The organism is Rhodoferax sp. (assembly GCF_018063565.1).
Classification (GTDB): domain Bacteria; phylum Pseudomonadota; class Gammaproteobacteria; order Burkholderiales; family Burkholderiaceae_C; genus Rhodoferax.
The window spans coordinates 1-26,626 of record NZ_JAGPBB010000018.1; the positions used below are offsets into that span (position 1 = coordinate 1).

The following is a 26,626-nucleotide window of genomic DNA, read 5'->3' on the forward strand; positions in this document are numbered from 1 at the left end:
GTTGAGGCGCTGATCAAGGACCTGAGTGAGCTTAAAGTGGGTGACCCGGTGGTGCACAGCGCCCATGGCATTGGCCGTTATCGCGGGCTGATCAACCTCGACCTGGGTAACAAGCTGCCCAATGGCGAGCCGGAAATCCAGGAGTTTTTGCACCTGGAATACGCCGACAAAGCCACGCTGTATGTGCCGGTGAGCCAGCTTCAACTGATCAGTCGTTACACCGGCGTCAGCCCGGATGAAGCACCGCTGCACAAACTCGGCAGCGGCCAGTGGGAAAAAGCCAAACGCAAGGCCGCTGAACAGGTGCGCGACAGCGCCGCCGAGTTGCTCAACATTTATGCCCGCCGCGCCGCGCGCCAGGGCCATGCCTTCAGGTACAGCCCTAACGACTACGAAACCTTTGCCAACGACTTTGGCTTTGAGGAAACCGCCGACCAGAAAGCCGCCATCCACGCGGTGATCCAGGACATGATCAGCCCGCGCCCGATGGACCGGCTGGTTTGTGGCGATGTGGGTTTTGGCAAGACCGAAGTGGCCCTGCGTGCCGCGTTTATTGCCATCACAGGCGGCAAACAGGTGGCGTTTCTGGCGCCGACCACGCTGCTGGCCGAGCAGCACTACCAGACGCTGGTGGACCGGTTTGCCAAATGGCCGGTGAAAGTGGCCGAGATGAGCCGCTTTCGCTCGGGCAAGGAAATCACCGCTGCACTCAAGGGCGTGAGCGACGGCACGATCGACATTGTGGTGGGCACGCACAAGCTGCTCAGTGAATCGACCAAGTTCAAGGACCTGGGGCTCCTCATCATCGACGAGGAACACCGCTTTGGCGTGCGCCACAAAGAGCAGATGAAGGCGCTGCGCGCCGAGGTTGACGTGCTGACACTCACCGCCACGCCGATTCCGCGTACGCTGGGCATGGCGCTGGAAGGATTGCGAGATTTGAGTGTCATTGCGACTGCGCCACAGCGCCGGTTAGCGATCAAGACCTTTGTGCGCACCGAGGGCAACGGCGTGATCCGCGAAGCGGTGTTGCGCGAACTCAAGCGCGGCGGGCAGGTCTACTTTTTGCACAACGAGGTTGAGACCATTGAGAACCGCCGCGCAAAACTCGAAGAGCTGTTGCCCGAAGCACGCATCGCCGTCGCCCACGGCCAAATGCCTGAACGGCAGCTCGAATCTGTGATGCGCGACTTTGTGGCCCAGCGCAGCAATGTGCTGTTGTGCTCGACCATCATCGAGACCGGCATTGACGTACCAACAGCCAACACCATTGTGATGAGCCGCGCCGACAAGTTTGGCCTGGCGCAGTTGCACCAGTTGCGCGGCCGCGTGGGTCGCAGCCACCACCAGGCTTATGCCTACCTGATGGTGCCGGATCTGGAAGGGCTGACCAAGCAGGCCACGCTGCGGCTGGACGCGATCCAGGCCATGGAGGAACTCGGCAGCGGTTTTTATCTGGCCATGCACGACCTGGAGATTCGTGGTGCCGGCGAGGTGCTGGGCGAGAGCCAAAGCGGCAACATGCTCGAAGTGGGCTTTCAGCTCTACAACGAGATGTTGGCCGAGGCCGTGCGCTGCCTCAAAGCGGGCAAAGAGCCGGATTTGCTGAGCCCGCTCAACGTCACCACCGACATCAACCTGCACGCCCCAGCGCTGTTGCCCGATGATTTTTGTGGCGATGTGCACCTGCGCCTGAGCTTTTACAAAAAACTCGCCACCGCAAAAACCGCCAACCAGATTGATGCCTTGATGGAAGAGATCATCGACCGCTTTGGCAAACTGCCGTCGCAGGCGCAAACGCTGATCGACGTGCATCGCCTGCGGGTGCTGAGCCAGCCCTACGGAGTGACCAAGGTGGATGCCGCACCCGGCGTGATCACCATCACTTTCAAGCCCAATCCGCCGATTGATGCGATGAAGATCATCGCACTGATCCAGAAAAACAAGCACATCAAGCTGGCGGGCAACGAAAAGCTGCGCATTGAACGCGCCCTGCCCTTGGCACAAGACCGGGCGCAGATGGTGCGCGACGTGCTGAAAAATCTGGGGCAACCACAAGTCGTTTAGTCCGGCGCATCGGCAACGACGCGTCTCACCCTGACTTGCCGCATCACGGCCCGGATGGGCTCAGTACCGGCAAACCGTGACGCAGCCGGGCCCGTTGGCAGGCATCGCCAGCCTCGGCAAATTCATGGCACGGCGATGGACGCCAAGGGTAAATCCCGCAAGCCACGGTGTCGCCGATCTTTCCGGTCAGCGCAGCACAGCGCGCCGGCCGATGGTCGGTGCCACGCATCCGGCACATACTGGCCGTGACATCCACGCTCAGCCCGACCGGGACCTGGCCACCCATCTCGTCGAGCTCATCGCGTGAGAAATCGACCCGAAAGCTGGCGCAACAGGCGCCGCAACTGGTGCATTGCGTCATGACGGCGAGCTGCTATGCAGTGCTGCGTGTCGCGGTAAAGCGCTGCTCCATCTCCCGGCACATGTCCTTGCGCACGATGGCGGCCGCGTGGCGGCGAAGCGCGCCAGGCATAACAGGTGCCAGCGGGGCGCGACTAACGCGGGCCTTCGCTCGTCATCCACAGCCACCAGGGTGAAGAAGCAGCTGTTGACATGGCGCACGACAGGGTTCTGGATGTTCTCTGCAATCACCTTGATGCCGATCTCCATCGATGAAGTGCCGGTATGGTTGACCGAGGCCAGAACAGTGACCAGTTCCCCGGCAAGAATGGGTAAATCCATGAATCGAACTCCTGAATGGACAAGCTCAAGGCCTGCGCCGCTGGTACAAAGAACCCATGTACCGAATGGTTAATTATCATACCGGTCAGCGCAAGCGCTTTGGCCAGAAAAAAGCGCTCCAGCACACGGGGGTAAACTGATCGGATGAAAAAAGACCCGATTCGCGTGACCGTCACCGGCGCTGCCGGTCGGGTCGCTTATGCCTTGCTGTTTCGCATGTGCCGTGGTGACATGTTCGGTCTGGATCAACCCATTGATCTGGTGTTGTTTGACCTGCCGCGCGCCAAACAGGCGATGCAGGGGGTCCTGATGGAACTGCAGGACTGCGCCTTTCCCTTGCTGAGGCGCATGGTGGCCACCGACGACCCGGTGGTGGCGTTCACCAACGCCCGGATTGCCCTGCTGGTGAGCGCGCGCTCGCGCAGTTCGGGTATGGAACGCCTGGACGTGCTGGCCGACAACGCCAGGATTTTCTGGGTGCAGGGTGCGGTGATTGGCCAGCATGCCCACCCTGACTGCAAGGTCCTGGTCGTGGGCAACCCCTGCAATACCAATGCCTATGTGGCCATGCACGCGGCCACCAGATTTGGCCGGATGGCGCCACAGAACTTTACCGCCCTGCTGCGCCTGGACCACAACCGCGCCCTGGCGCAGTTGGCACAAAAAACCGGCCGTCCGGTCGCCAGTCTTCGGCACCTTGCACTTTGGGGCAACCACTCTCCTGAGGTTTACCCCGATGACCGTTTTGTCAGCGCCCACGGCGACAGCGTCACCGCGCTGATTGGCGACATTTCCTGGGACCAGGACACCTTTTTAAACAGTGTGGACCAGCGTGGTCAGGCGGTGCGTTTGGCCCGCGGCGTGTTTGCCGAAGCATCAGCCGCCAACGCCACCATCGACCAGATGCGCGACTGGTGGCTGGGCACCCAGGGTGAATGGACGACCATGGGTGTGGTATCGGACGGTGCGTACGGTGTGCCGTCGGGTTTGGTGTTTGGCTTTCCGGTGGTATGCGAAGCCGGTCGTTATCACATCGTCAGCGACTTGAGCGTGGATGACTTTGCCCGCAGCCGCATCGACGCCAATGTGCGCGAGATCGAGTCGGAAATTGCCGTCGTTCAACCGCTGTTACCCGATCTTTTTGCCCAGGTTCATTTGCCTTGAGCGCCTGCTGATACGGCGCAAGTTGCTACCCTTTATCTATCACAAGGCGACCGTTCAGACCCTAACCCGTCAGCGCGTCGGCCACCAGTTTTAATGACACCGCAAACAGGCTGATCTGTACCACGCGGTAGAACCAGACGTCGGAGATCCGGCGTGTCAGCCAGGCGCCCAGCACAGCACCGCCCAGCGCAAACGGTACCAGTGCCGCAGCACGCCACAGCGTTGGCGCCGCATAGGGTTGCAAGAGCTGGTACGGCAGAATCTTGGCGGCATTGATGACCGCAAACAGCAGCGTGGCGGTGCCGGCAAACTGGACCTTGGGCAATTTCTGTGGCAACAGGTAAATCTGGAACGGTGGCCCCCCGGCATGCGAGATAAAGCTGGTGAACCCGGCCAGCGTCCCCCAGAACCACCCTTTGAGCGCCTGTACCGGTTGGGCCGGCGCGTTGGAGGCTTTGCGCAGCCAGATGTTGAGACAAAACCCGATGCCCATGCCGCCGATCATCAAGGTGATGGCGCGCTCAGACACCAGCGAGGCCGTCAGCCAGCCCACCACCACGCCGACAATGCCCGCTGGAATCAGGATACGCAAATTGGCGGCACTGTAGTCGCGCCGGTACAGCCAGATGCCAGCCAGGTCCGAGATCACGTAGATCGGCAAGAGCAGCACAGCCGCCTTGACGGGCGACATGACCATTGACAAGATCGGCACCGCCAGCATCCCCACCGCCGGTAACCCGCCCTTGGACAGACCGACCAGCAAGGCCGCCAGCGCCGCGAGCCAGAAAAAACTGTCATGCACCATGGTCCATCCCAGGATCACCGGCATCCATCCGCGCGACCAGTCGGCACAGCAGCTCCAGTCCGTAATGCCAGGAGCCAAAGCCCGAATCAACGTTGATGTGACCGGCCTCACCCAGATCAATCAGCTCACAGCGCCACAGCGCGGCCCAGTGCTCAGCGCGGGCAAAGCTCATGAAAGGGTCGGTGTGGCTGGCCACCAGCAAGCCCGGCACGCCCAAACTGGCGCAGTGCACGTCGTCTTCGGCATGAAATCTGGCCGGCTCGGCCGGGGCGACCAGCATCACGCCGGCCACTTTCTGTGGCAGCTCTGCCGCCAGACACACCGATGACAAGGCCCCCAGGCTGTGTCCCACCAGCAGAGCCGGGCGCTTGCAGCCGGCCAGCAAGCGGCGCAATGAACCATTGAGACGGTGCGTGTCGGGGTCGTTCCAGTGGCGCTGCTCAACGCGCTGCCAGATCGGCAGGGTTTGCTGCCAGATGGATTGCCAGTGTTCTGGCCCGCTGTTGAAGCGCCCCGGCACCAGCACCAGGTCATAGCGCTGCGCAGCCCCGCGCAGCGCGTTCTGGCACTGGAGTTGGGTGCGGTCGTGCATGACTTAAAACGCGTCCTGGGACAAGTCGAGGCCCTGGTCCAGATGGGCCAGAAACCAGCTCACCGCCAGCAGATCGGCACTGCCGCCGGGGCTGAAATGGTGCTGGATCAGCAGCTGGTCAAACGCCTGCAGCTGACGCTTGCGGACGGCGGTGGTCGGCAAGGGACCCAGCAGCAGGTGGCGGGCGTGGTTTTGTACCAAAGCCAGCCCGGCCAAGCCGCCGCGGGCGACCAGATTGGTGTCCGGGTTGCGCGCCATCAGGTGCAGCAGCGCCTCCAGCAAGGCACGCTCCTCACCCAGTCCGAGCGCCAACGCCAGCTGGTAGGGTGGCACGCCGACACTGCGGGCTGTGGCGAAACCGCTCTGCGCTTCGCCGCGCGCGCCGGTCAGGCCATGTTGTGCATACAGCCGCTCACCGGCAGTTTGGCTGTTGTTGGCCCGACACAGCTCGCGGCTGACCAGCCCGCTGCACAAAGCAGCCACCTCGGCGCAGATGGATTCCCGGTCCGGAACATCGCCGCGTCCGGCCAATCGCCCGCCTGCCGCACACAGCAGGCCAAAGGCAAAGATGCTGCCTTTGTGGGTGTTGACACCCTGGGTGGCACGCAACATGGCGCGCTCGCAGGCCAGTCCGTCAGCGCGCAGGGTGGCCAGAAAAGCGCTGGGTGCGAGCTGGTTGTGCGCCACGCCACGCTGAAAAAAAACCGCCAGCCAGGGTGCGATGGCCGCCGCGCTGGCGCGGAACATGGGCAGATCCATGTCGTGATGCGCACCTGAGTTGGCGCGGTCCACCAACCCTGGCTTCGGAGTCAGACGCAACTCGCGCAGCAACGCAGCGTGGGCCAGACGCACCAGGGACACGCCCAAATCGCCCACCTGAGGCGCGGGTGCGCTAGCACGCCAGGCTACTGCGGTAGGCATGGATTTTGTCCTCCACGGCGCGCTGCAAATCATGCAGCGCGTGCGCACCACTGCGGGCACAGGCGTGTGCCGCCTGGTCACACAGCAGGCACAGGCGCGCCGGCAGCTCCAGCCGCTGCCGCGACACACTGACCCCGGTTGGGTCAATCACATCCACATCCCACAACCGGCCGAGCGGATGATGCTCTTCCAATTGAAGCAAAGTGCGCTTGACTGACAAGGGCTCCGCATCAACGACCATCAATATTTCAGGGCCGGTTGCAAAGTAGCTGCCTTCATAGGCCAACACGGCCAAGCCGGCATGGTTCAAGGCATCTTGCAAGGCCCCCAGGCCCTGGTCAAACACAAAACGCGCCTGCGGCGTATCTTTGACCGGGCCAGGATTCACCAAAGTAAGTTGTGCCAGTGTGCGGCCAAAACGGTTGAGCAGCGTTTGTTGGGTGGCAAAACGCCCCTCGCGCCGGTCCAGCATTTGCGCCAGGCTGATCGGGTCGCCGCTGGCTTCAAACGAACGCGTCATCATCAATCTGAACTCCTCGGGTGGGTGTGGTCGGGTCGGCAACCGGGGTGAGATTATGGTCAATCCAGCGGCTTGATCTGGCGCACCAGATCAATCACCGTACCGTCGCGGTAGCGCACCACTCCGACCACCTTGTCGAGGAAGTCAATCGGCGCGGGCGCGCCGCTGATCTCCAGCGCGCGCGCATACAGTTGCTCGATCGGCATCACCGGCAGACCAGCCTCGCGCAGGCGCTGCGCCACTTCAGGACGGTTCGGGTTGACGGCAATACCGTGGTCGGTCACCAGCACACCAATACATTCACCCGGTGTGACCACGGTGGTGACGTGCTTCACCACCGTGGGGATGCGGCTGCGAATCAGCGGGCCGACCACAATCGCCAGATTGGCAGCCGCCGCCACGTCGCTGTGCCCGCCCGAGGCACCGCGCATCACGCCGTCCGAGCCGGTCAGCACGTTGACGTTGAAATCCACATCAATTTCCAGCGCGCTCAAGATCACCACATCAACGCGGTCGCAAAACGTGCCTTTGGAACTTGGGTTGGCGTATTCATTGGTGGACACCTCAAAGTGCGTGGGCGAGGTGCGCAGCGACTCGGTGGCATCGGCATCAAAACTCTGGGTGTCGATCAGCTTGCCAATCAAGCCTTTTTTGTGCAGATCGACAATGCCACCGCTGATGCCACCCAGCGCAAACGCGGCGGTGATGCCCTTCTTGCGCATGCGGTGCTCCATGAAGCGGGTGGCGGCGGTGGATGACGCCCCCGAGCCGGTCTGCACCGAAAACCCATCGACAAAATAGCCCGAATGCTCGATCACGTCAGCTGCATGGCGCGCAATCAGCAGCTCGCGCGGGTCGCTGGTGGCGCGCGCCGCGCCAACACTGATCTTGCTCGGGTCACCCACCTCTTTCACCTTGACGATGTAATCGACCTGATCCTGTGAAATGCTCACCGGCGTGTTGGGAAACGGCACCAATTCTTCGGTCAGCATGATCACGTTGCGGGCAAAGTGTGCATCGACCATGGCGTAACCGAGCGAGCCGCAGCGCGAGCGGCCATTGACGCCGTTGGCGTTACCCAGTTCGTCACACGCCGACACGCCCAAAAACGCCACGTCGATGGCAATTTCTCCGGTCTGGATCAGGTGCGCACGCCCGCCGTGCGAATGAATGTGCACGGGCTCGGCCATCAGGCCGTTGGAGATCGCCTCGGCCAGCTTGCCGCGCATGCCCGAGGTGTAAATGCGCCGGATCACGCCCGACTGGATGTGTGCAATCAGTGGCGTGTTGCACGCCATCAGCGACGACGGAGCCAGCGTGAGGTTCTTGAAGCCCATGTCGGCGAGTATTTGCACCACCGAGTTGATGCAGCGGTCGCCCTCACGGTAGCCGTGGTGGAACGAGATGGTCATGCCGTCTTTCAGGCCCACGCGTTGCACCGCCTCTTGCACGGTGTCCACGATCTTGCGCGTGTATTTTTGCTGCAGGTTGCCCAGGTACGGCGTGTGGGCGTGCGCCCCGGCAAACGGCTGCAAGCCTTGCAGGGCGTGGTTGGATTGCAGCTCCTGCAGCTGCTGCGGGCTCAGTTCTGTGTTCATGGTGTGCGCCTGTTGCGTATTCATTGCCGCACGCCCGAAGCCAATGCGCTGGCGATCACCCGCCGGGCGTGGTTGACTATTGGGGCGTCGATCATCTTGCCGTTAAGCGCAATCACGCCCAGCCCTTCGCGGTCGGCTTTGTCGGCAGCCGCCACCACGCGCTGCGCGTGGTCCACCTCTTCCTCGGTGGGCGCGTAGGCGTTGTGCAGCAACTCGATCTGGCGCGGGTTGATCAGTGACTTGCCGTTAAAGCCCAGCCGGCGGATCAGGTCCACCTCCTTCAAAAAGCCGGCTTCGTCATTGACATCGGGAAACACCACGTCAAATGCGTCGATCCTGGCCACACGGGCGGCGTGCAGCACGGCGCAGCGCGCGTAAAACAGTTCGGTGCCGTCACCGCGCTCGGTCTGCATGTCCATCACATAGTCAAAGCCGGCCAAGGCAATGCCCATCATGCGCGGGCTGGCCGTGGCAATGGCCACCGCGTTGACCACGCCAGAGGCCGACTCGACCGCCGCCATCACCTGGGTCGAACCCACGGCGCGGCCACAAGAGTGCTCGATGCGCTCGATCTCAGCCACCAGCTGCTGCACGTCGGCAGCGGTATTGGTTTTGGGCAGCCGCACAATCTGCACGCCGCCACGCACTGCCGCCTCCAGGTCATCCAGGCCAAACGGGGTGTCGAGCGGGTTGATGCGCACCACGGTTTCGATCTCGCGGTACAACGGATGCTGCAGCGCATGAAACACCAACAGCCGCGCCGCGTCTTTCTCGCGCAGGGTGACCGCGTCTTCAAGGTCAAACATGATCGAGTCAGGTTTGAAAACAAACGCCGTGCTGAGCATGCCCGCGTGGGCACCTGGCATGAACAACATGCTTCTTCGCAGCTTCATGCCAGTTTCTCCCAGTCAATCGTGGGGCTGCCTGCAGCACGCAGTAGCGCAGTCTGCAGGCGGGCGCGAATGGCGCAGTCCAGTGCACCCTTGTCTTCAACGGTGATGTCGCCCTCGGTCACGTCGAGTTTGGCCAGCGTGTCGTCAATCACGCTGCGAATGTGCCCGCCAAACTGGCGAATCACCTCGCTGCGGATGTGTATGTCCAGCCGGTTGGGCGTGCCGGGTGCCACCTTGACCAGCAGATCGCTCGATTCAAGCGTGCCCGCCACCGCTTCTTTCATAATCTTCATAGCAAACTATCCTTTATTGATAAGCGCTAAAGCCAGATTTGTTGATCAACCCTTGCTGGATGCCATGCATCAATACGACGCAGCAAAATTTGGGACGGATCCGCGTAGCGAAGCAAAGACGGCTCTGACCCCAAATTTTGCGGACGAATGGGCAAGGCGCTTGCATCTCAGCCGGTCCCTGTCGCCACCCGCGCACCGGGGTCATAGTACTTGGCGCGCAGAAGGTCGATGGTGGCTTGCGGCACCAGCTGCGCCATGTGTTCAAAGTCGTCGGCGCGCAGGCAACGCCGCACCTCCGAAGCGGAAATGGCGCGCGCAGACTGCTGTTTGCGCTCGAGCTCGACAACCGTCACTGCCGGTGCTTTGGACGGCTCATGCACCAGCCAGCGCTGCATGTCTTCGTTGTACTTGCGCGTCACCGGGCAAAACGGCTCGGTGCCGACAAAGCGGTGGGTAATGCCCAAGGCAGGCGCCACATGCTCGCGAAAGATGATCAGATCGAGCGCGGTATGGCATTGGTCCACAATGCCCCGGTCTTTCAGGAAGTAGCTGGGGAAGGTGGCCTTGGAGATCATGTAGATCGAGCCCGGGTGCACCGTGGTTCGCGGCAGGTGTTTGAGGCCGTCGCGAACCAGCGCGTAGCGGTCTTCGTAGGTGATCAGTGACGAGTTCTCGCCCACCACAAACACATGCAGCCAGTCACACTGCTCGACCGCCGTCTGCGCCAGATACAAGTGGCCAAAGGTGAAGGGGTTGGCGTTCATCACGATGCAGCCGATCTTGCCGCCGCTTTGGTGCGCCTCGGCCAGACCTTTGCAATAGCGCGACAGGCCCACCGGCGAGTTTTCCATCAGCGCAATCACCCCCGGCATCTCCACCAGCGGGTAAAAACCGCAACTGGCAAAGGTGTCGACGTTGTCCGGCTTGGTGTACAAAAACAACTGGTAGCGCCCCATGTCGGCCGCCAGGTTGGTGACATCCGAGATCAGTCGCAAGGTGATGTTTTGCCCGCGCAACTCGGACGACACCGCCACGCATTTGATGACGTTTTCACCCATACCGGCGCAGGCCACCAACCGTTTGCCGGCGCGTACCGTCACAAAGTCGGCAATATTGGCATCGAGCTCCAGGTCGCAGCTTTGCAGAAAAGCCGCCAGTTCGGGCTGTAGCTTGGGGCTGTCCGACAAGTTTTCGATCGCCCACTCCAACCCACCGCTGGTGAACGTGGCGTATTCGGAGTAGCAGTCCTGGATCAAGATCGGAGGATTCCAGGGCTCACCACAAACGCAGCAAACACCTGTCGACCAGGCGCGACAACACCCTGTCAGCCGTTAAACGGGAGACGGGAAACCCCGATCGACAGGTACTTGTCAGGTTCGATGCTCGGCAGAGATACATGAACTCCAAAATGTACCGAATGGTTCATTTTGTGTCAAGACAAGGCTGGCCATCTGACTCCAGGCAGCAACGACCGCTCGGTTCGCAAGCGCACAGACCCGGGCAGCCCGGCGGGCCACAGTGGCGTCCTGCGATCCGGTCTGGCCAGTGGGCACAGCGGCGTCGAACTGGAGCAATTGCATGATGTCAACCATCCGAAACCTCTTGGCACTGGCAGGCGTAGCGCTGGCGGTGCCTGCCTTGGCAGAAGTCACTTTTTTTGAGCAGGAAGATTTTCGAGGTGCGTCTTTTGTGTCCCAAAAGAGCGTCAACGACCTGCAGCGCTTTGGCTTCAACGGCCGCGCGTCTTCCGCCGTCGTGTTGGGTGAACGCTGGGAAGTCTGTGAAATCCGCCGTTTTGGCGGACGCTGTGTGGTGTTGCGCGCCGGGCGCTATCCGTCGTTGTCAGCCATGGCCTTGAACGATCCGGTGTCATCAGCGCGTGCCATCAGTCGCACGGCACGCATCAGCGATTTCCGCTATGCCCCGGTGCCCGATGTTGCCCGCATCACCCTGTACGAGCGAGCCAACTATGGCGGCAAGGCTTATGTGGCCGAAGCCGCCATAGTGAACTTCCAGCGCGACAGCTTCAATGACCGCGCCTCGTCCGTCGACGTGCAGGCCGGGCAATGGCAAGTCTGCGAGGACGCCAGGTTTCGCGGGCAATGTGTGCTGTTGCGGGCCGGCCGTTATCCAACGCTTGCCGCCATGGGGCTGAACAACCGGATTTCGTCGATTCGCATCGTGGCTGCTGCCACGCAAACCGATCCGCCGCCACCCCAGTGGGTTGCCGGTGACGCCGCATTTGATCGCCGCGCCGATGAGCGCCTGTTTGAGGCGGATGTGATCGCCGCGCATGCCGTGCTTGGCCCACCGGAGCAGCGTTGCTGGATTGAACGTGAGCAGGTGGCCACCGACGCGCGCCAATCCAACGTGCCGGGTGCCATCGCCGGTGCGCTGCTGGGTGGTATTCTGGGCCACCAGGTGGGCGGTGGTGCCGGCAAAGACCTGGCCACTGTGGGTGGCGCTGTGGCGGGCGCGGCCATTGGCGCCAATGTCGGGCGCAACAACAGTACACCGTCAACCACGACGCAGCAGGTTCAACGCTGCCGGGAGGTACCCAGCAACGCCAAACCCCTGTTCTGGGACGTCACCTACCGTTTCCGTGGGCAAGAGCACCAGGTGCAAATGACCGCCGCGCCAGGTGCGACGATCACCGTCAACGCGCAAGGTGAGCCGCGTACCTGAACGCTGGTGCCTTGCCAGGCCTGGGCGCTGCGCCGCAGCCATGCAGCCGCGGGCGGCATCGCCGGGGTGTGGTGCATGCGCTTTTTCGTTGCCTGTCAGGCTTGCGCCCACCCCTTGGGCAGACCCGCCAGCGGTGTCATGCCGTAGATGGGCTCGCCCGGCAGCCCGGCTTGCATGGGTTCGCGTGCAGTGATGAGTTTTTCAATGTCCACGCCGGTTGAGATGCCCATGGCCTCAAACATGAAGACCAGATCTTCGGTGACCACATTGCCCGACGCCCCCGGCGCGTAAGGGCAGCCACCCAGGCCACCCAGCGACGAGTCAAACGTGCGCACGCCCACGTCATAAGCGGCCAGGCAGTTGGCCAGTCCCAGGCCGCGCGTGTTGTGCAAGTGCGCGGCGCCGGTTTTGCTGCCAATGGCGGCGCGCACCAGGTTGAACAGACGGCGCACCTGCGCCGGGTTGGCCATGCCGGTCGTGTCTGACAAACCGGCTTCATCGGCCCCGGCTTCAATGACCTGCTCCGCCATCCAGACCACGTCCGCATCGGTCACGATGCCCTGAATGGTGCAGCCAAAGGCTGTGGACAAGCCCGCCTCGATCTTCACGCCTGGGGCAATCTCGTCGCGCAGTCTGACGATGGCGCGCACTTCTTCCACCATGTCTTTGCGACTTTTGCGCACATTGGCCAGCGAATGCGCCTCGCTAGCGCTGCAGGGAATGGTGAGCTTGTGCACGCCAGACTTGAGCGCACCTTCAGCCCCCTTGAGGTTGGGCACCAGCGCCATCACGGTCAAACCCGGGTACTGCAAGGCATGTTTGACCACCTCGGCGCAGTCGGCCATTTGCGGCAACAGTTTGGCGGGCACAAATGAGCCCACCTCGATCTCGCGCAAGCCCGCGGCCACCAGCGCGTCAATCCACTTGAACTTGTCAGCCGTGGGCATGGTGGCCTTGACCGATTGCAGGCCGTCGCGCGGGCCGACTTCAGAAATCAGGATATCGGGCACTGGGGTTGTCATGGTGTTGTAAGTGGTTAGAAAATAGGAGCTATCAGCGCCTAAGCTGCTTGGGCTAGAGGCTGATTTTCTGGATGAAACAGTGATTCAGGATGCTTCGGCTGCAGCACGCAGTTCATCGGGGGTGGGCACCGGGTAACCAAAATACTCCAGATACGCCGGAATCTGCTCGTACAACATGTCAGCCCCCATCTGGATGCGACAACCCTTGGCTTGCGCGGCTTTCAAATATGCCGTCATGTCGGTTTTCATCACCACTTCACCCACAAAGGTACTGGCGTCGACCCGGTCCATGTTCACCGGTAGCGGGTCACCATCTTTCATCCCCAGCGGGGTCGCGTTCACCAGCAATTCGTACCCGGCCGGGTCATTGGAGCCGGTGTGGAGCGTCATGTTCGGATAATGCTGCATCAGACGTGAGGCCAAGGCTTTGGCCGAGGCGTCGTTCATGTCAAACAGGTCCATTTCCAGCACCCCGGCGGCGGCCAGTGACGCGGCAATGGCGCAGCCCACGCCACCGGCACCCACCACCAAAGCGCGTCGGCCTTTGGGGTCAAAGCCCTTGCGTTTGAGGCCGCGCACAAAACCTTCGCCGTCAAACATGTCACCCTGCAGACGACCATCGGGCAGGCGACGCACGGCATTGCAACTGCCGGCGATCTGCGCGGTGGGCAGAATATCGTCGAGCATGCCCACGGTGGTGACCTTGTGTGGCATGGTGATCAGCGCACCACGGATATTGCCCAAATGGAACACCGAGCGCAGAAAGCGCGGGTAGGGTTCAGACTGGCACGACATCGGCACCACGATGGCGTTGATGCCCACTCTGGCAAACCAGGGGTTGTAGATCAGCGGCGCCCGAAAAGCATAGGTGGGGTAGCCAATGTGGGCGATGATTTCGGTGTTGCCGTCGATGCGCATGATTTATAACTGGAATCAGGCTCCAGCCCTTATGGATAAAGCGGTATACGCTATAATTTTTAGGTAAGACCGGCACGCCCGTGCCGGTCTCACTGACTGCGGTTTACTTGCGCAGCTTGGCCAGCTCGGCCTGAACTTCATTCACGGTTGCTTCACCCACGCTGGCGCTGAACTGGGCAATCACCGGTTTCATCTTGTCACGCAGCTTGGCCACTTCGGCTGGCGAGAACTCGCTGACCGTCATGCCGCCTTTTTTCAGCACGTCCATGTTGACGGCCACGGCGGCGCGAGCCTGCTGGCGCTGGAATTTGGTGGCCTCGTCGGCGGAGTCGTCAATGATCTTCTTCTCGGCAGGTGTCAGGCTGTCCCAGACCTTTTTGCTGAAGATCACCGATTGCGGGTTGTACTGGTGATTGGTCAGCGTCATGAACTTCTGCACTTCATAAAACTTGCTGGTGGCAATCACCGACACCGGGTTTTCCTGGCCGTCAATGGCTTTTTGCTCCAGCGCGGCGTACACCTCGGGGAAAGGCAGCGGTGTCGGGTTGGCACCCAGAGCTTTCACCCAGGCCACATTGATCGGGTTCGGAATCACGCGCAGCTTCAGGCCTTCAGCGTCTTCCACTTTGGTGATGGCGCGCTTGCTGTTGGTAATGTGCCGGTAGCCCAGTTCCCAATACGACAGGCCGATCAGGCCTTTTTCGTTGAGTTTTTCATGCAGGCGTTTGCCCACCGGGCCATCTACCAGGGCGTCAGATTCCTTTTCATTGGCAAACAGGAACGGGAAGTCAAAAATAGCCATTTCCTTGGCCACGCTGGCCAGAATACCGGTGTTCATGACCGCCATGTCGAGCGTGCCACCCTGAATGGCCGACACATTGGCCTGGTCGCTGCCCAAAATGCCGCCGGTAAACAATTTGACTTGCATCTTGCCGCCGGACTTGGCCGCCAGGAGTTCGGCAAATTTCGTCATGCCCGCCACAGACGGATGGGCACCCGCACCATTGGTGGCGAACTTGAAGCTGTGTTCTTTGATGTCTTGCGCGACAGCCATGCCAACGGCAGCCAAAGCGACAGCGGCGACGAGGGATTTGAGGATCAAGCGTTTCATATAAGTCTCCATCTACGTTGCAATCGGGACGCCGATAAAAGGGTTGAAGCGGCGGCGTGCCCAGCACCACCTCAACCCGAGAAAAATCAGCTGTAGAAGAACTTCAGTGGCACCAACACAATCGAGGGGAACGCCACCAGCAGTGCCAGCACAATCACGTCGGCAATCAGGAACGGGATGACCCCGCGCGCCACCTGGTCCATCTTCATGTGGCCAACACCTGCCACCACGTTGAGCACGGTGCCCACGGGCGGTGTGACCAGACCAATCACGCCGTTGAGCACAAACAGCACGCCAAAGTACACCGGGTCAATGCCAGCCGCCTTGACCACCGGTACCATCACCGGGGCCAGAATCAGAATGGTGGGCGTCAGGTCCATCACCATGCCGACCATCAGCAAGACCGCCATCAGGATCAGCAGCAGAGTGGTTGGGCTTTGCATGAAGGGTTCCAGAATGGCAATCAGCTGCCCCGGCAGGTCAGCCACCGCAATCAGCCAGGCGCTCACCGACGCAGCAGCCACCATGAACATGATGATGGCGGTGGTTTTGGACGATGCCGCAAACACCTCGTACAAGCGCTTGAAGTTCAATTCACGATAAACCACGGTTGCGACAAAGAACGCGTACACGGCAGCCACCACGGCGGCTTCAGTGGGTGTGAACACGCCAAATTTCAACCCAACCAGCACGATAAATGGCAGCACAAGTGCCCACGACGACTCACGCAGCGCCTTGAACACATCGGCTCGGCTGGCGCGGGGCGGTGTCACCACGGCCTCAGAACGGGCGGTGATCCACCAGGCGATGGCACAGGCGGTACCCATCATGATCCCCGGCACGATACCGGCCATGAACAGCTTGCCAATCGACACGTTGGCGGTCACACCAAACACCACGAACGGAATCGACGGCGGAATAATCGGGGCGATGATGCCGGCCGAGGCGATCAGGCCACCCGAGCGTGCCTTCTGGTGGCCGGCACGCACCATCATCGGCAGCAGCAAGGCGGTCAGCGCTGCGGTGTCGGCCACCGCAGAACCTGAGAGTGATGCCATCAGACAGGCGGCGACGATGGTCACGTAACCCAAGCCACCGCGCACATGGCCGACCAGGGCAATGGCCAGGTCCACAATGCGGCGCGACAAACCACCGGCGTTCATGATTTCACCGGCCAGCATAAAGAACGGCACGGCCAGCAGCGGGAAGCTGTTGGCACCTTCGAGCACGTTTTGCGCCAGTATTTGTGCGTCAAAGTTGCCCAGGTGCACCATCAGGGCCACGCCCGAGAGCAACAGCGAGTAGGCGATTGGAATGCCCAGCGCCACCGCGCCGATAAGCGCCGAGAGAAATATCAGGATCGTCATGTTGGGTGTTCCGGGTTATTTGGTGGCAGCCGCGTTGCGGATGTCGGCCTGGGCCGCCTCGGTCGAGAGGCGCTCGCGCTCGGCCTGCTCGGCGGCCTGGTGTGCCTTGCGGATTTGGGTGGGCGTCATCTCGCCACGCAACGTGAACCAAAGGTCGCTGAGCAGCATGATTCCGGTGCCCACGGAAAACACCACCCCGGTGCTGTACACCCAGGCCATCGAATACTCGGTGACCGGTGCCTGCACCTCCCAATTGATCGCGGTCTGTGCCCAGCTGCCTTTGAGAATCAACACGGTAGCCCACAACATCAACAATTGGCCGATGACGGCACCAATGCGTTGCAGCTTGGGTGGCAATTTTTCCATCACCATGTCGCTGCCCATGTGGGCTTGTTCGTGCACCGCAACGCTGGCACCTAGAAAGATCAGCCACAAAAACAACCAGCGGGAAAGTTCCTCAGACACGGTGATGCCTGAATTGAAGGCGTAACGCATCACCACATTGCCAAACACCATGATGACCATGAGAAACAGGCAGACCACAGTGATCAGGGTCAGCAGCTGGCAGTAGCGAGCGATGAGTTTATGAATCATTTTTGTCTCCAGATGTCTTGTATTGCTAATGTACTAACTGGTTAGTTTTAGAAAAATTAGTGTTTACCCTAGGTTTGCAAAATCTATCTGCGAAGGCTGGGAAACCGGGAGGAAATCAGGCGAGCACGAAGCGCACCACCATCTCGGTGATGTTGGCCCGTCGGGTCGCAACCGCTGCACCGCGGTTGGGTGCGTCTTTGAAGATCAGGCCAAAGGTGTGCTGATTGGACACCGTAAAAAAAGTCAACGCGGAAATCGACGCATGGATGTCGGTGGCGTCCAATCCGGGGCGAAACACGCCCTGCGCCACACCCCGGTCATACAGCTCCTGAATGGCCGCAATGGCAGGGACGTTGAGCTCCTGAATACCTTTGCTTTGTGCCAGATAGGCCCCGCGTTCTATGTTCTCATTCATCACCAGCCGAATAAAGTCTTCGTTGCCGCTATGGTGATCGAACGTGAACTCGACCAGACGGCGCAACGCCGCCTCGGGCGCCAGGTTTTCCAGATGCAGCTCGGCCTCAATCGCCCGCATACGACGGTAAGAGTCCTCAAGCACCGCCACGTACAGACCCTCTTTGCTACCGTAATAGTAGTAAATCATGCGCTTGCTGGTGCGCGTGGCATCGGCAATGGCATCAATGCGGGCACCGCTCAAGCCTTTTTCCGCAAACTCCTTGGTGGCTACTTCCAAAATACCGGCCATGGTGCGTGCCGGGTCATTGGTGCGTGTAGGCGTCTTGCCAGCGCTCGCCCCACTCAAATGTACTGGTTCGTTCATTCTTGGAGTATAGGAGTGGACCTGTGCGCGTGACAAGACCCTGTGGCGCTCAAACCAATGGCACGCGGAGCATGTGAATAACATCGCGGGTGTCGGGCGGCGCGACATTTGTGCTGATTTATCAATAAGACACACTTCCAGCCCAATATCCTATTGCGTTTCCAGCTATTTTTAATCATTGAAGTTGTGACCCCTACAGGTTTCCGACTCAAGATATCAGTCCGAACTGATCTTTACAATACCGACACTTTGCACCATGCACGCTTTACCTGACAAAGTCACACTCAACCCAACAACCCAAGGAACAAGCATCATGACCCACCCTTTCCCCAAAATGATCAAACTCACCTGTCTGGCCATTGCGCTGGCCGGCACCAGCCTGGCCCAGGCCGCCGATCCGGTGACCGACGCCATGCAAGCGGCCAATGGCCCCTATCGCATGGCCTTGTACAAGACCAATGGCACGTCGCAGGCTGAGGCGCAGCAGGCACTCACCCAGGCGCAGCAGGCGTGGGAAAAGCTCAACGCGCAAGTGGGTGGCAAGCCGTCTGCACCTTACGACCGCGACGCTGCGTTCGGCAAGTCGGTGTCTGCGGTGTCGCAGGTTTACGCCAAGGCGATGACAGAGATCGCCGCCAATGACCTTAAAGGCGCGCACAACACGCTGGAAGACGCCCGCGAAATCATGGCCGATATGCGCCAGCGCAACAATGTGGTGGTGTTCAGCGACCACATGAATGCCTACCACGCCGTGATGGAACACATCATTGTGGATGGCAACAACACCTTGGCCCAACCCAAAGGGATGCTGCTGCTCACCGGCCAGGCCGGTGCCCTGAGCTACCTGGCCAAGCGCCTGACAACCCAGGCACCGGCCAGTCACTCGCAGAACCCGGAGTTCACCAGTCTGGTCGACGCGGTCAACAAATCGGTCGCGGCGCTGGACGCTGCCTTGCTGAACCAGGACCTGGCGGCCGTCAAAGACGCCGTGAGCAAACTGAAAGGTCCCTACAGCAAACTGTTTGCCAAGTTTGGCTGATCTGTCTTGGTTGGAACAAGGAGTTTTCATGAGTTCGTATGACGCCGTGGGTTTGATGAAAAGCATCAACGAGAACCTGGCACCGTTTCGCAAATCGCAATCCGAAGTGATGACAGGCTTTGGTCAGATGTCCAAAGCCGCCATGGCTGAGGGCGCTGTCAGTGCCAAACACAAGGAAATGATCGCTTTGGCCATCGGCATTACCCAGCATTGCTCTGGCTGTATCGCGTTTCACGTCAAGGCGCTGCGCCGACTGGGTGGTACCCGTGCCGAGCTCGATGAGGTGCTTGCCCTGTGTGTTTACATGGCTGGTGGCCCCGGGCTGATGGAAGCGGCAGAGGCCATTGCGGCCTGGGAGGCGATGGAGCCTGCCCCGTCGCCTGGCGCCTGACCCGGCCCCAACCCACGTCAGCGCTCGCCAAGGCTCCGACACCAAGCGCGGTTTGCGAGGTCCGGGCGCCTGTCAACCCGTCTAGAGCCGGCACAGGCTGCACAGCGGAGGGTTTTTGAGTTAGTCTTGCAACCTGTCTGTGATGGGGGGCATGATGAAGTTGGTCTGGCCGGTTTTACTCGGTCTGGTGCGCAGTGCGTACCTGACCTATTCACTGTGGTGCTGGTTGTTCCCGCTGGCGCTTCTTGGTGCGCTGGGGGCGCTATGGCTGGGTGATCCGGCGCGTGAGCCGTGGCTGTTTCGCGGTGCCTTTGTGGCAATGGCACTTTACCTGCTGGCAGCCGCCTACGCCGTGCTGTTTGTCTACAGAGAAAAAACTCCCAACGACCCCAACCCCGGCCAAAGCGCCTTCCTGTCTTGGTTCGGGACGCTCAAAAAATTCAACAACACCGGAGGGGCGGCGGCGGTCAAACTCTTCTGGCCGTCAAGCTATCTTGTCGAGAACCCTCGGGGTTACCGCATTTCGGGTGCCAACACCCGTGCCATTCTGAATGTGTTGCAACCGGGCGACATTTTGTTGCGCGGCTATGAGGGGTATGTGGACGGGGCCTTCATTCGCCGCTCATCGGTGACCTCGCAGCACGGTTTTCGTCCCGGCTGGTTCACCCATGCGGCACTCTATGTGGGTGAGCTGACGGAGGCAGACCGGGCACTGGTGCCAGCCGGGTTTCAACGGGATACCGGCTATTTCTCACCCGGCCCGCAAATGGTGGTCCACTCAATGGCCAAAGGCGTGCACACCGAGGACATTCTGACTTTCTTGCGCTGCGACTACCTGACCGTGCTGCGCGTCAAGGCCGAACTGACGCTGGCGCCTGGTGCGCTGGCCGACCTGCGCTCCGCGCGTGCGCACACCAAACCACCCAGCGTTTCCGACCCGCTGGTGACGGCGTTGCTGCTGCAACTGCAGGCCGGGGGCGCGGTCACACGCGCACAGGTGGTGCAGGCCGCACGCACTTCAGCCCTCGAAAAAATCGGCGAGGCCTATGATTTTGATTGCAGCGACACCACAGAATTTAACCGTTTCAGCTGCGCCGAGCTGGTGTATTACTGCCTGCGTGGGGTACTCGGTGCACTGGAGCTGAAACCGCTGGCCCACGCGCTGCACCCGCTGGTGCCTTTCAACACCCGTTTCAAGGTGCTTGAGCGCATCACCATCACGCCAGACGACTTTCACGACCTGCTGCCCAAGGGTGCCCTGGAGCGTGTCTGGGAGGATGCTGAGAGTCTGGCGCAGACGGCGCTGCCAGTGCCATGAGCCAACTCGCGCTGCGCCAGCGTTTGCTGCGTCATCTGGACGAGGTTCTGGGCTTGCATTTGCATAGCCGTATGGAAACTGACGAGCGTCAGCGGCAGGTGAGCATCACCGGCTGGATCGGTATATGCGTTGGCAGCACCTTTTCGGTTTTCAACATGCTCACGCCGGGGATGGCCGGGCTGGGGCAAGTCGAGCTGGCAGCGGTGATTTTTTTGCTGGTGCCGGCTACCCGCCTGGCGCGCCAGCCGCGTTGGGTGGACCTGGCCGAGGGCCTGATGCTGGCGGCGGCGCTGGTGATTCTGTCGGGTTTGATTGTGTTTGGCGGCATCGAAGGCACAGGCCTGTACTGGACTTACACCGCGCCATTTGTGGCTTTTTTCCTCAAGGGGCAAAAGCAGGGCTGGTGGTATGGCTCGGCCTTTGTACTTCTTGCGGCGGTGTACTTCGGTCTGGGCGGTCACCGGTTGCCGTTCGCCTACCATTACCCACCCGACACCGTCCTCCACTACCTGTTGTCGCTGGCTTTCTACACCCTGCTGGCGGCCAACTTCAATCTGCTTCGCAGCCGGTTTGAAGACAAACTAACCCAGCGCGTGGCCACACGTACCGCCGAAGCACAGAAACTATTGACGCGCCTGCAATACCTCGCAACGCACGACGACACCACGGGGCTACCCAATCGCGTCCATTTGCTTGACCTGCTACCGCCAGAGGTCGCTCAAGCACAGGCTCTGGATCAGGGGCTGGTGGTGTGCACCCTGCGGCTGGAGCGTCTGATGGAATTTGACAACGTCCTGGGATCGGCTGGCGCCGACAGCGTGATCAAGCAGGTCGCCGCGCAGCTCAGTCAGATCATGGCCGGCCACGGGGTGCTGGCGCGAGTCCGGCGCGACGAGTTCACCATGACCTACCGCACCAACACCACGCATGTGGACGCCGCGGCACTGGCGCGCTTTCTGGCACGCCAGCACATTCCCGTGCACGAGTCGGGCCTTTCGCTGTATATCGAACTCACGCTTGGCCTGGCGGTCTGCCCCGAGCACGGCCAGGATCCGCCCACTTTGCTCAAGAAGGCCGAGCAAGCACTGCTGCAGGCGCGCAAGAACGCGCAGCGCTGGTCGATTTACGACGCGCAACAGGAGCAGTTGTTCACCCGCCACCACCTGCTGTTTGGCAAGTTGCGCGACGCCATGCTGCAACACCAGCTCAGCATGCACTTCCAGCCACAGATCGACCTGCGAACCGGCCATGTCATCGGGGCCGAAGCGCTGGTGCGTTGGCGCGATCCGGTGGAAGGGCACATTTCCCCGGCCGAGTTCATTCCGGTGGCAGAAGAGTCAGGGCTGATCCGCCAGCTGACCTTGTGGGTGCTGGCCGAGTCGATGCGCGAGTGCGCCCGCTGGCACCGCGACGGGCTGGTACTCAACGTTTCCATCAACCTGTCGGCGTTGAATCTGCTCGACCCCGAACTCCCCGATGCATTGCAGGCCGCGCTGACCGAAACGGCTCTACCCCCGCGTTATGTCAATCTGGAAATCACCGAGAGCTGTTTCATGGACTCGCCTCAACGCACCATGAGCATGCTGCACAGTCTGCACGACTCGGGACTGCGACTGTCCATCGACGACTTCGGCACAGGTTATTCCTCGCTGTCGTACCTGAAGAGCATGCCCATCGACGAGCTGAAAATCGACCAGACCTTCGTGCGCAAACTGCTGTCCAACGCAGCAGACCAGGCGATCGTGTCTTCAACCATCGCGTTGGCGCACAACTTCGGGTTGAGTGTGGTGGCTGAAGGGATCGAAGACCCGGACACCGCCACCTGGCTCAAGCAGCATGGTTGTGATCTGGGCCAAGGCTATACCTATGCCAAACCGATGCCGCCCGACGAATTTGTCGCCTTCGTCCGTCGCAAGGTCCCGCTGGCGGGAGCGGCCGGTCTTGACACCTGATCCGGTTCAGCCCTGCACCACGCGCTGCGTCTGTTGACCCAGTCCCTGCACGCCCAGTCGCATGGTTTGCCCGGCTTTCAAGTAGACCGGCGGCTTCTGTCCCATGCCGACACCCGGCGGGGTGCCGGTAGAAATCACGTCACCCGGCTGCAGGCTCATGAACTGGCTCAGGTAATGAATCAGGAACGGCACCTGATAAACCATGGTTTTAGTGCTGCCGTTCTGGTAGCGCTTTCCATCCACCTCAAGCCACAGATCGAGATTCTGCGGGTCGGGCACCTCATCGGCTGTGACCAGCCATGGCCCGAGTGGACCAAAACTGTCACAACCCTTGCCCTTGTCCCAGGTACCGCTGCGATGGAGCTGAAAGTCACGTTCTGACACGTCATTCATCACGCAATAGCCCGCCACATGTGCCATGGCATCAGCCTGCGCAATGTAACGCCCACCCTGCCCGATCACCACCGCCAGTTCCACCTCCCAATCGGTTTTGGTCGAGCCTCGCGGAATCATCACGTCGTCGTCAGGGCCGCCAATGGCGCTGGTCCATTTGCCAAACACCACTGGCTCTGGCGGCACCGCCATGCCGGACTCGGCGGCGTGGTCGGCGTAGTTCAGGCCGATACAAATGCACTTGCCTACCCTGGCAACGCATGGCCCGAGGCGCAAATCACGCTGCGGTGTGCCATCGACCCGCGGCAGGCTCTCCAGGTCGAGTTGGCGCAAGCGGGCCAGACTCTGCGGCAACAGCGTGTCGCCACCGATGTCCTCGATCAGCGCACTCAAGTCGCGCACATTGCCCCAGGCATCAAGTGCCCCCGGTTTTTCCTGGCCAGGCGGGCCATAACGCAGCAGTTTCATGGTCGAATTCCTAGCAACACCACCACCTCAAAACGACAACGCCTGCTGACGCAGGTCAGCAGGCGCTTTACTAAATAGAGCAGCTTGCGCTTACCAGTAAAGGGCTAGCGGCATAAAACGCTCAAAATCAATGGCCTGCCTTCTGGTAATTGGCAATGCCCTCGATGATCTCTTGCTTGGCTGCCTCAGGGCCTTCCCAGCCCAAAATCTTGACCCACTTGTTGACTTCGAGGTCTTTGTAATGCTCAAAGAAGTGGGCAATGGTCTTCAGGCGCACCGGGCTCAGGTCTTCCGGTTTTTGCCAGCGGGTGTAGAGCGAGAGGATTTTATCAATCGGCACAGCCAGCACCTTGCCGTCCATACCGGCTTCGTCTTCCATCTTCAGGATACCAATGGCACGGCAGGTCACCACCACGCCGGGGATCAATGGCACCGGCGTGATCACCAGCACGTCCACCGGGTCGCCGTCACCACTGATGGTCTGCGGCACATACCCGTAGTTGGTCGGGTAATGCATGGCCGTGCTCATGAAACGATCCACAAAGATGGCGTGGGTTTCGTGATCGACCTCGTACTTGACCGGGTCGGCATTCATCGGAATCTCGATGATCACGTTGAACTGTTCGGGGGCGTTCTTGCCAGGGGTGACGTTGTCAAGGGACATGATTGAAGCTCACGGGTTGGATGGATCGGGGATGCACCCGATTAGCCCAGATTTTACTTACTTGCCACTTGCGCGCGTCAAAACGCCCCATTTTGGCGTTAAAGTCTGCCCCGTTGGCCAATTGCCACTGTCGGGCTCATCACAAAGCCTGTCGGCGAGGAAGCAACGCAGCGGTGATGCCACCTCCAGCGTTGCATCACAAACTCGCGAAACAACAACAGGAGTATTCACTTATGACAGGCAACTCAGCGCTGATGCTGGCGCTTATCTGCGGCTTGATCGCCGTGGGCTACGGGTTTTGGGCCCGCAGCTGGATTCTTTCGCAAGACGCAGGCAATGCGCGAATGCAGGAAATTGCAGCCGCCATTCAGACCGGTGCGGCTGCGTATCTGGCGCGGCAGTACAAAACGATTGCGATTGTTGGCGTGGTGCTGACGATTCTGATCGCGGTGTTTCTGGATAGCTTGAGCGCCGTTGGTTTTGTGATTGGCGCGGTGCTCTCGGGCGCCTGTGGTTTCATCGGCATGAACGTGTCGGTGCGCGCCAATGTGCGCACCGCTCAGGCCGCCACCAAGGGCATTGGCCCGGCGCTGGATGTGGCGTTTCGCGGTGGTGCCATCACCGGCATGCTGGTGGTGGGTCTGGGACTGCTGGGTGTGACCGGTTTTTACTGGTTTCTGACCAATAACGCGGTCATCACCCCCGAGCACAGCCTGGCGCATTTGCTCAACCCGCTGATCGGTTTTGCCTTCGGCTCCTCGCTGATTTCCATCTTTGCCCGTTTGGGCGGTGGCATTTTCACCAAGGGTGCCGACGTCGGTGCGGACCTGGTGGGCAAGGTTGAAGCCGGTATCCCCGAAGACGATCCGCGCAACCCGGCGGTGATTGCCGACAACGTCGGTGACAACGTGGGCGACTGCGCCGGTATGGCCGCTGACCTGTTTGAAACCTACGCGGTGACACTGATCGCCACCATGGTGCTGGGCGCGCTGATGGTCACCAGCGGTGGCGCCGCTGCCGTGGTGTATCCGCTGTCACTCGGTGCGGTGTCTATCGTGGCCTCGATCATTGGCTGCTTCTTTGTCAAGGCATCGCCGGGCATGACCAATGTGATGCCCGCGCTGTACAAGGGCCTGGCGGTGGCGGGTGGTCTGTCTCTGGTGGCGTTTTACTTTGTCACGCAAAGTGCCCTGCCCGCGACCATGACACTGGCTGACGGCAAGACCATCAGCAGCATGAACCTGTTCTGGGCCTGTTCGGTCGGGTTGATTTTGACGGCTGCGCTGGTGTGGATCACCGAGTACTACACCGGCACCCAGTACAAGCCGGTGCAGCACATTGCTGAAGCCTCCACCACCGGACATGGCACCAACATCATTGCCGGTCTGGGTGTTTCGATGCGCTCGACCGCCTGGCCGGTGATGTTTGTCTGCATGGCCATCTACACGGCTTACGGGCTGGCTGGCCTGTACGGCATTGCCATTGCTGCGACCTCCATGCTCAGCATGGCCGGTATTGTGGTGGCGCTGGACGCTTACGGCCCCATCACCGACAACGCCGGCGGCATTGCCGAAATGTCCGAGATGCCCAAGAGCGTGCGCGACATCACCGACCCGCTGGACGCAGTGGGCAATACCACCAAGGCCGTGACCAAAGGTTATGCCATCGGCTCGGCTGGCCTGGCCGCACTGGTGCTGTTTGCCGACTACACCCATAAGCTCGACGCTTACGGCAAGACCATCACCTTCGATCTGAGCAACCCGATGGTCATCATCGGCTTGTTTATCGGCGGGATGATCCCCTACCTGTTTGGTGCCATGGCGATGGAGGCTGTGGGCCGCGCTGCCGGCAGCGTGGTGGTCGAAGTGCGCCGCCAGTTCCGCGAGATCAAGGGCATCATGGACGGCACCGGCAAGCCCGAGTACGACACGGCAGTTGACATGCTGACCACCGCCGCCATCAAGGAAATGATGATCCCGTCGCTGTTGCCGGTGGTGGTGCCGATTCTGGTCGGCCTGATCCTCGGCCCGGCAGCGCTGGGTGGCCTGCTGATGGGTACCATCGTGACGGGTCTGTTTGTGGCGATTTCGATGTGTACCGGCGGCGGTGCCTGGGACAACGCCAAGAAGTACATTGAAGACGACCACTTTGGCGGAAAAGGTTCTGAAACGCACAAGGCCGCCGTCACCGGCGACACCGTGGGCGACCCCTACAAGGACACCGCGGGTCCGGCCGTCAACCCGCTGATCAAGATCATCAACATCGTGGCGCTGCTGATCGTGCCGGTGATGATGAAGATTCACGGCGGCTGATTCGCCACCCGCCCTGCGCAGTCAAAAAGAACCCGCCCGGTGCGGGTTCTTTTCTTTGGCGCCGTCAAAGAGCAGCC

25 protein-coding genes and 1 pseudogene are annotated in these 26,626 nt (G+C 60.8%); 8 read left to right on the plus strand and 18 right to left on the minus strand.

From position 1 onward, the window contains the following. Positions 1-2,067: transcription-repair coupling factor (gene mfd, locus KBF66_RS06280; protein WP_296654105.1), on the plus strand; the 2,067-nt coding region annotated here is incomplete at its 5' end. 43 nt (positions 2,068-2,110) lie between these two features. Here mfd and KBF66_RS06285 read toward each other — a convergent pair. Both KBF66_RS06285 and KBF66_RS06290 read right to left on the minus strand, forming a co-directional pair. Next, the gene (locus KBF66_RS06285) at positions 2,111-2,428 is read right to left on the minus strand and encodes a YkgJ family cysteine cluster protein (RefSeq protein ID WP_296654107.1); all 318 of its coding nucleotides are present in this window, start codon (positions 2,426-2,428) and stop codon (positions 2,111-2,113) included. Positions 2,429-2,440: 12 nt separating this feature from the next. Next, positions 2,441-2,727 (minus strand): annotated as a pseudogene (locus KBF66_RS06290) (acyl-CoA thioesterase); the annotation flags it as partial. 165 nt (positions 2,728-2,892) lie between these two features. Here KBF66_RS06290 and KBF66_RS06295 point away from each other — a divergent pair. Further along, a complete protein-coding gene (locus KBF66_RS06295) occupies positions 2,893-3,912 on the plus strand; it encodes a malate dehydrogenase (RefSeq protein WP_296654111.1) in 1,020 nt (339 codons plus the stop codon). A gap of 61 nt (positions 3,913-3,973) precedes the next feature. On the opposite strand, the gene KBF66_RS06300 is transcribed toward KBF66_RS06295, so the two are convergent. The 8 genes from KBF66_RS06300 to citC all read right to left on the minus strand — a co-directional run bounded on the left by KBF66_RS06300 (position 3,974) and on the right by citC (position 10,790). Beyond that, on the minus strand, positions 3,974-4,717 hold the full coding sequence (locus tag KBF66_RS06300; RefSeq protein ID WP_296654114.1) for a sulfite exporter TauE/SafE family protein: 744 nt from the start codon (positions 4,715-4,717) through the stop codon (positions 3,974-3,976). After that, positions 4,707-5,309: an alpha/beta hydrolase gene (locus KBF66_RS06305; protein ID WP_296654118.1), complete on the minus strand. Its 603-nt coding sequence runs from the start codon at positions 5,307-5,309 to the stop codon at positions 4,707-4,709. The genes KBF66_RS06300 and KBF66_RS06305 overlap by 11 nt, the downstream gene beginning before the upstream one ends. A gap of 3 nt (positions 5,310-5,312) precedes the next feature. Continuing rightward, a complete protein-coding gene (citG, locus tag KBF66_RS06310; protein ID WP_296654151.1) occupies positions 5,313-6,230 on the minus strand; it encodes a triphosphoribosyl-dephospho-CoA synthase CitG in 918 nt (305 codons plus the stop codon). After that, the gene (gene citX, locus KBF66_RS06315; protein ID WP_296654154.1) at positions 6,202-6,753 is read right to left on the minus strand and encodes a citrate lyase holo-[acyl-carrier protein] synthase; all 552 of its coding nucleotides are present in this window, start codon (positions 6,751-6,753) and stop codon (positions 6,202-6,204) included. The genes citG and citX overlap by 29 nt, the downstream gene beginning before the upstream one ends. A gap of 56 nt (positions 6,754-6,809) precedes the next feature. Further along, the gene (gene citF / locus KBF66_RS06320; protein WP_296654157.1) at positions 6,810-8,348 is read right to left on the minus strand and encodes a citrate lyase subunit alpha; all 1,539 of its coding nucleotides are present in this window, start codon (positions 8,346-8,348) and stop codon (positions 6,810-6,812) included. A gap of 20 nt (positions 8,349-8,368) precedes the next feature. Beyond that, positions 8,369-9,241 carry a citrate (pro-3S)-lyase subunit beta gene (gene citE, locus KBF66_RS06325; protein ID WP_296654159.1) on the minus strand — a complete coding sequence of 291 codons (873 nt, stop codon included), beginning with the start codon at positions 9,239-9,241 and terminating at the stop codon, positions 8,369-8,371. Next, complete coding sequence (citD, locus tag KBF66_RS06330) at positions 9,238-9,534, minus strand: citrate lyase acyl carrier protein (RefSeq protein WP_296654160.1); 297 nt, start codon at positions 9,532-9,534, stop codon at positions 9,238-9,240. The genes citE and citD overlap by 4 nt, the downstream gene beginning before the upstream one ends. A gap of 167 nt (positions 9,535-9,701) precedes the next feature. After that, positions 9,702-10,790, minus strand: a complete 1,089-nt coding sequence (gene citC / locus KBF66_RS06335) for a [citrate (pro-3S)-lyase] ligase (RefSeq protein ID WP_296654161.1) — start codon at positions 10,788-10,790, stop codon at positions 9,702-9,704. A 325-nt stretch (positions 10,791-11,115) separates the two neighbouring features. On the opposite strand from citC, the gene KBF66_RS06340 reads away from it, so the two are divergent. Beyond that, entirely contained in the window at positions 11,116-12,219 is a 1,104-nt protein-coding gene (locus KBF66_RS06340; RefSeq protein ID WP_296654162.1) for a beta/gamma crystallin-related protein, read from the plus strand. Positions 12,220-12,314: 95 nt separating this feature from the next. Here KBF66_RS06340 and KBF66_RS06345 read toward each other — a convergent pair whose 3' ends face one another. The 6 genes from KBF66_RS06345 to KBF66_RS06370 all read right to left on the minus strand — a co-directional run bounded on the left by KBF66_RS06345 (position 12,315) and on the right by KBF66_RS06370 (position 18,012). Further along, the gene (locus KBF66_RS06345; protein ID WP_296654163.1) at positions 12,315-13,241 is read right to left on the minus strand and encodes a hydroxymethylglutaryl-CoA lyase; all 927 of its coding nucleotides are present in this window, start codon (positions 13,239-13,241) and stop codon (positions 12,315-12,317) included. Positions 13,242-13,325: 84 nt separating this feature from the next. Further along, complete coding sequence (locus KBF66_RS06350) at positions 13,326-14,159, minus strand: ThiF family adenylyltransferase (RefSeq protein WP_296654166.1); 834 nt, start codon at positions 14,157-14,159, stop codon at positions 13,326-13,328. Between the two features lie 103 nt (positions 14,160-14,262). Next, entirely contained in the window at positions 14,263-15,270 is a 1,008-nt protein-coding gene (locus KBF66_RS06355; RefSeq protein ID WP_296654169.1) for a TRAP transporter substrate-binding protein, read from the minus strand. Positions 15,271-15,356: 86 nt separating this feature from the next. Beyond that, positions 15,357-16,637, minus strand: coding sequence for a TRAP transporter large permease subunit (locus tag KBF66_RS06360; protein WP_296654171.1), 1,281 nt, complete (start codon positions 16,635-16,637; stop codon positions 15,357-15,359). Positions 16,638-16,652: 15 nt separating this feature from the next. Further along, entirely contained in the window at positions 16,653-17,231 is a 579-nt protein-coding gene (locus KBF66_RS06365) for a TRAP transporter small permease (protein ID WP_296654174.1), read from the minus strand. A gap of 115 nt (positions 17,232-17,346) precedes the next feature. Further along, positions 17,347-18,012: a TetR/AcrR family transcriptional regulator gene (locus KBF66_RS06370; protein WP_296654177.1), complete on the minus strand. Its 666-nt coding sequence runs from the start codon at positions 18,010-18,012 to the stop codon at positions 17,347-17,349. Positions 18,013-18,325: 313 nt separating this feature from the next. Between KBF66_RS06370 and KBF66_RS06375 the strand changes: the two genes are divergently transcribed. The 4 genes from KBF66_RS06375 to KBF66_RS06390 all read left to right on the plus strand — a co-directional run bounded on the left by KBF66_RS06375 (position 18,326) and on the right by KBF66_RS06390 (position 22,712). Next, entirely contained in the window at positions 18,326-19,051 is a 726-nt protein-coding gene (locus tag KBF66_RS06375) for a hypothetical protein (protein WP_296654181.1), read from the plus strand. Positions 19,052-19,079: 28 nt separating this feature from the next. Beyond that, positions 19,080-19,442 (plus strand): carboxymuconolactone decarboxylase family protein, encoded by a 363-nt coding sequence (locus KBF66_RS06380; RefSeq protein WP_296654184.1) that lies wholly within the window; start codon positions 19,080-19,082, stop codon positions 19,440-19,442. A 151-nt stretch (positions 19,443-19,593) separates the two neighbouring features. Then, positions 19,594-20,760: a hypothetical protein gene (locus tag KBF66_RS06385; protein ID WP_296654189.1), complete on the plus strand. Its 1,167-nt coding sequence runs from the start codon at positions 19,594-19,596 to the stop codon at positions 20,758-20,760. After that, a complete protein-coding gene (locus tag KBF66_RS06390) occupies positions 20,757-22,712 on the plus strand; it encodes a bifunctional diguanylate cyclase/phosphodiesterase (RefSeq protein WP_296654192.1) in 1,956 nt (651 codons plus the stop codon). Before KBF66_RS06385 ends, KBF66_RS06390 begins: the two co-directional genes overlap by 4 nt. Before the next feature lie 6 nt (positions 22,713-22,718). Here KBF66_RS06390 and KBF66_RS06395 read toward each other — a convergent pair whose 3' ends face one another. Next, positions 22,719-23,573, minus strand: a complete 855-nt coding sequence (locus tag KBF66_RS06395; RefSeq protein ID WP_296654197.1) for a fumarylacetoacetate hydrolase family protein — start codon at positions 23,571-23,573, stop codon at positions 22,719-22,721. Between the two features lie 127 nt (positions 23,574-23,700). Beyond that, positions 23,701-24,237, minus strand: a complete 537-nt coding sequence (ppa, locus tag KBF66_RS06400) for an inorganic diphosphatase (RefSeq protein WP_296654199.1) — start codon at positions 24,235-24,237, stop codon at positions 23,701-23,703. A gap of 233 nt (positions 24,238-24,470) precedes the next feature. On the opposite strand from ppa, the gene KBF66_RS06405 reads away from it, so the two are divergent. Then, complete coding sequence (locus KBF66_RS06405) at positions 24,471-26,549, plus strand: sodium-translocating pyrophosphatase (RefSeq protein ID WP_296654204.1); 2,079 nt, start codon at positions 24,471-24,473, stop codon at positions 26,547-26,549. The last annotated feature ends 77 nt before the right edge of the window (positions 26,550-26,626 follow it).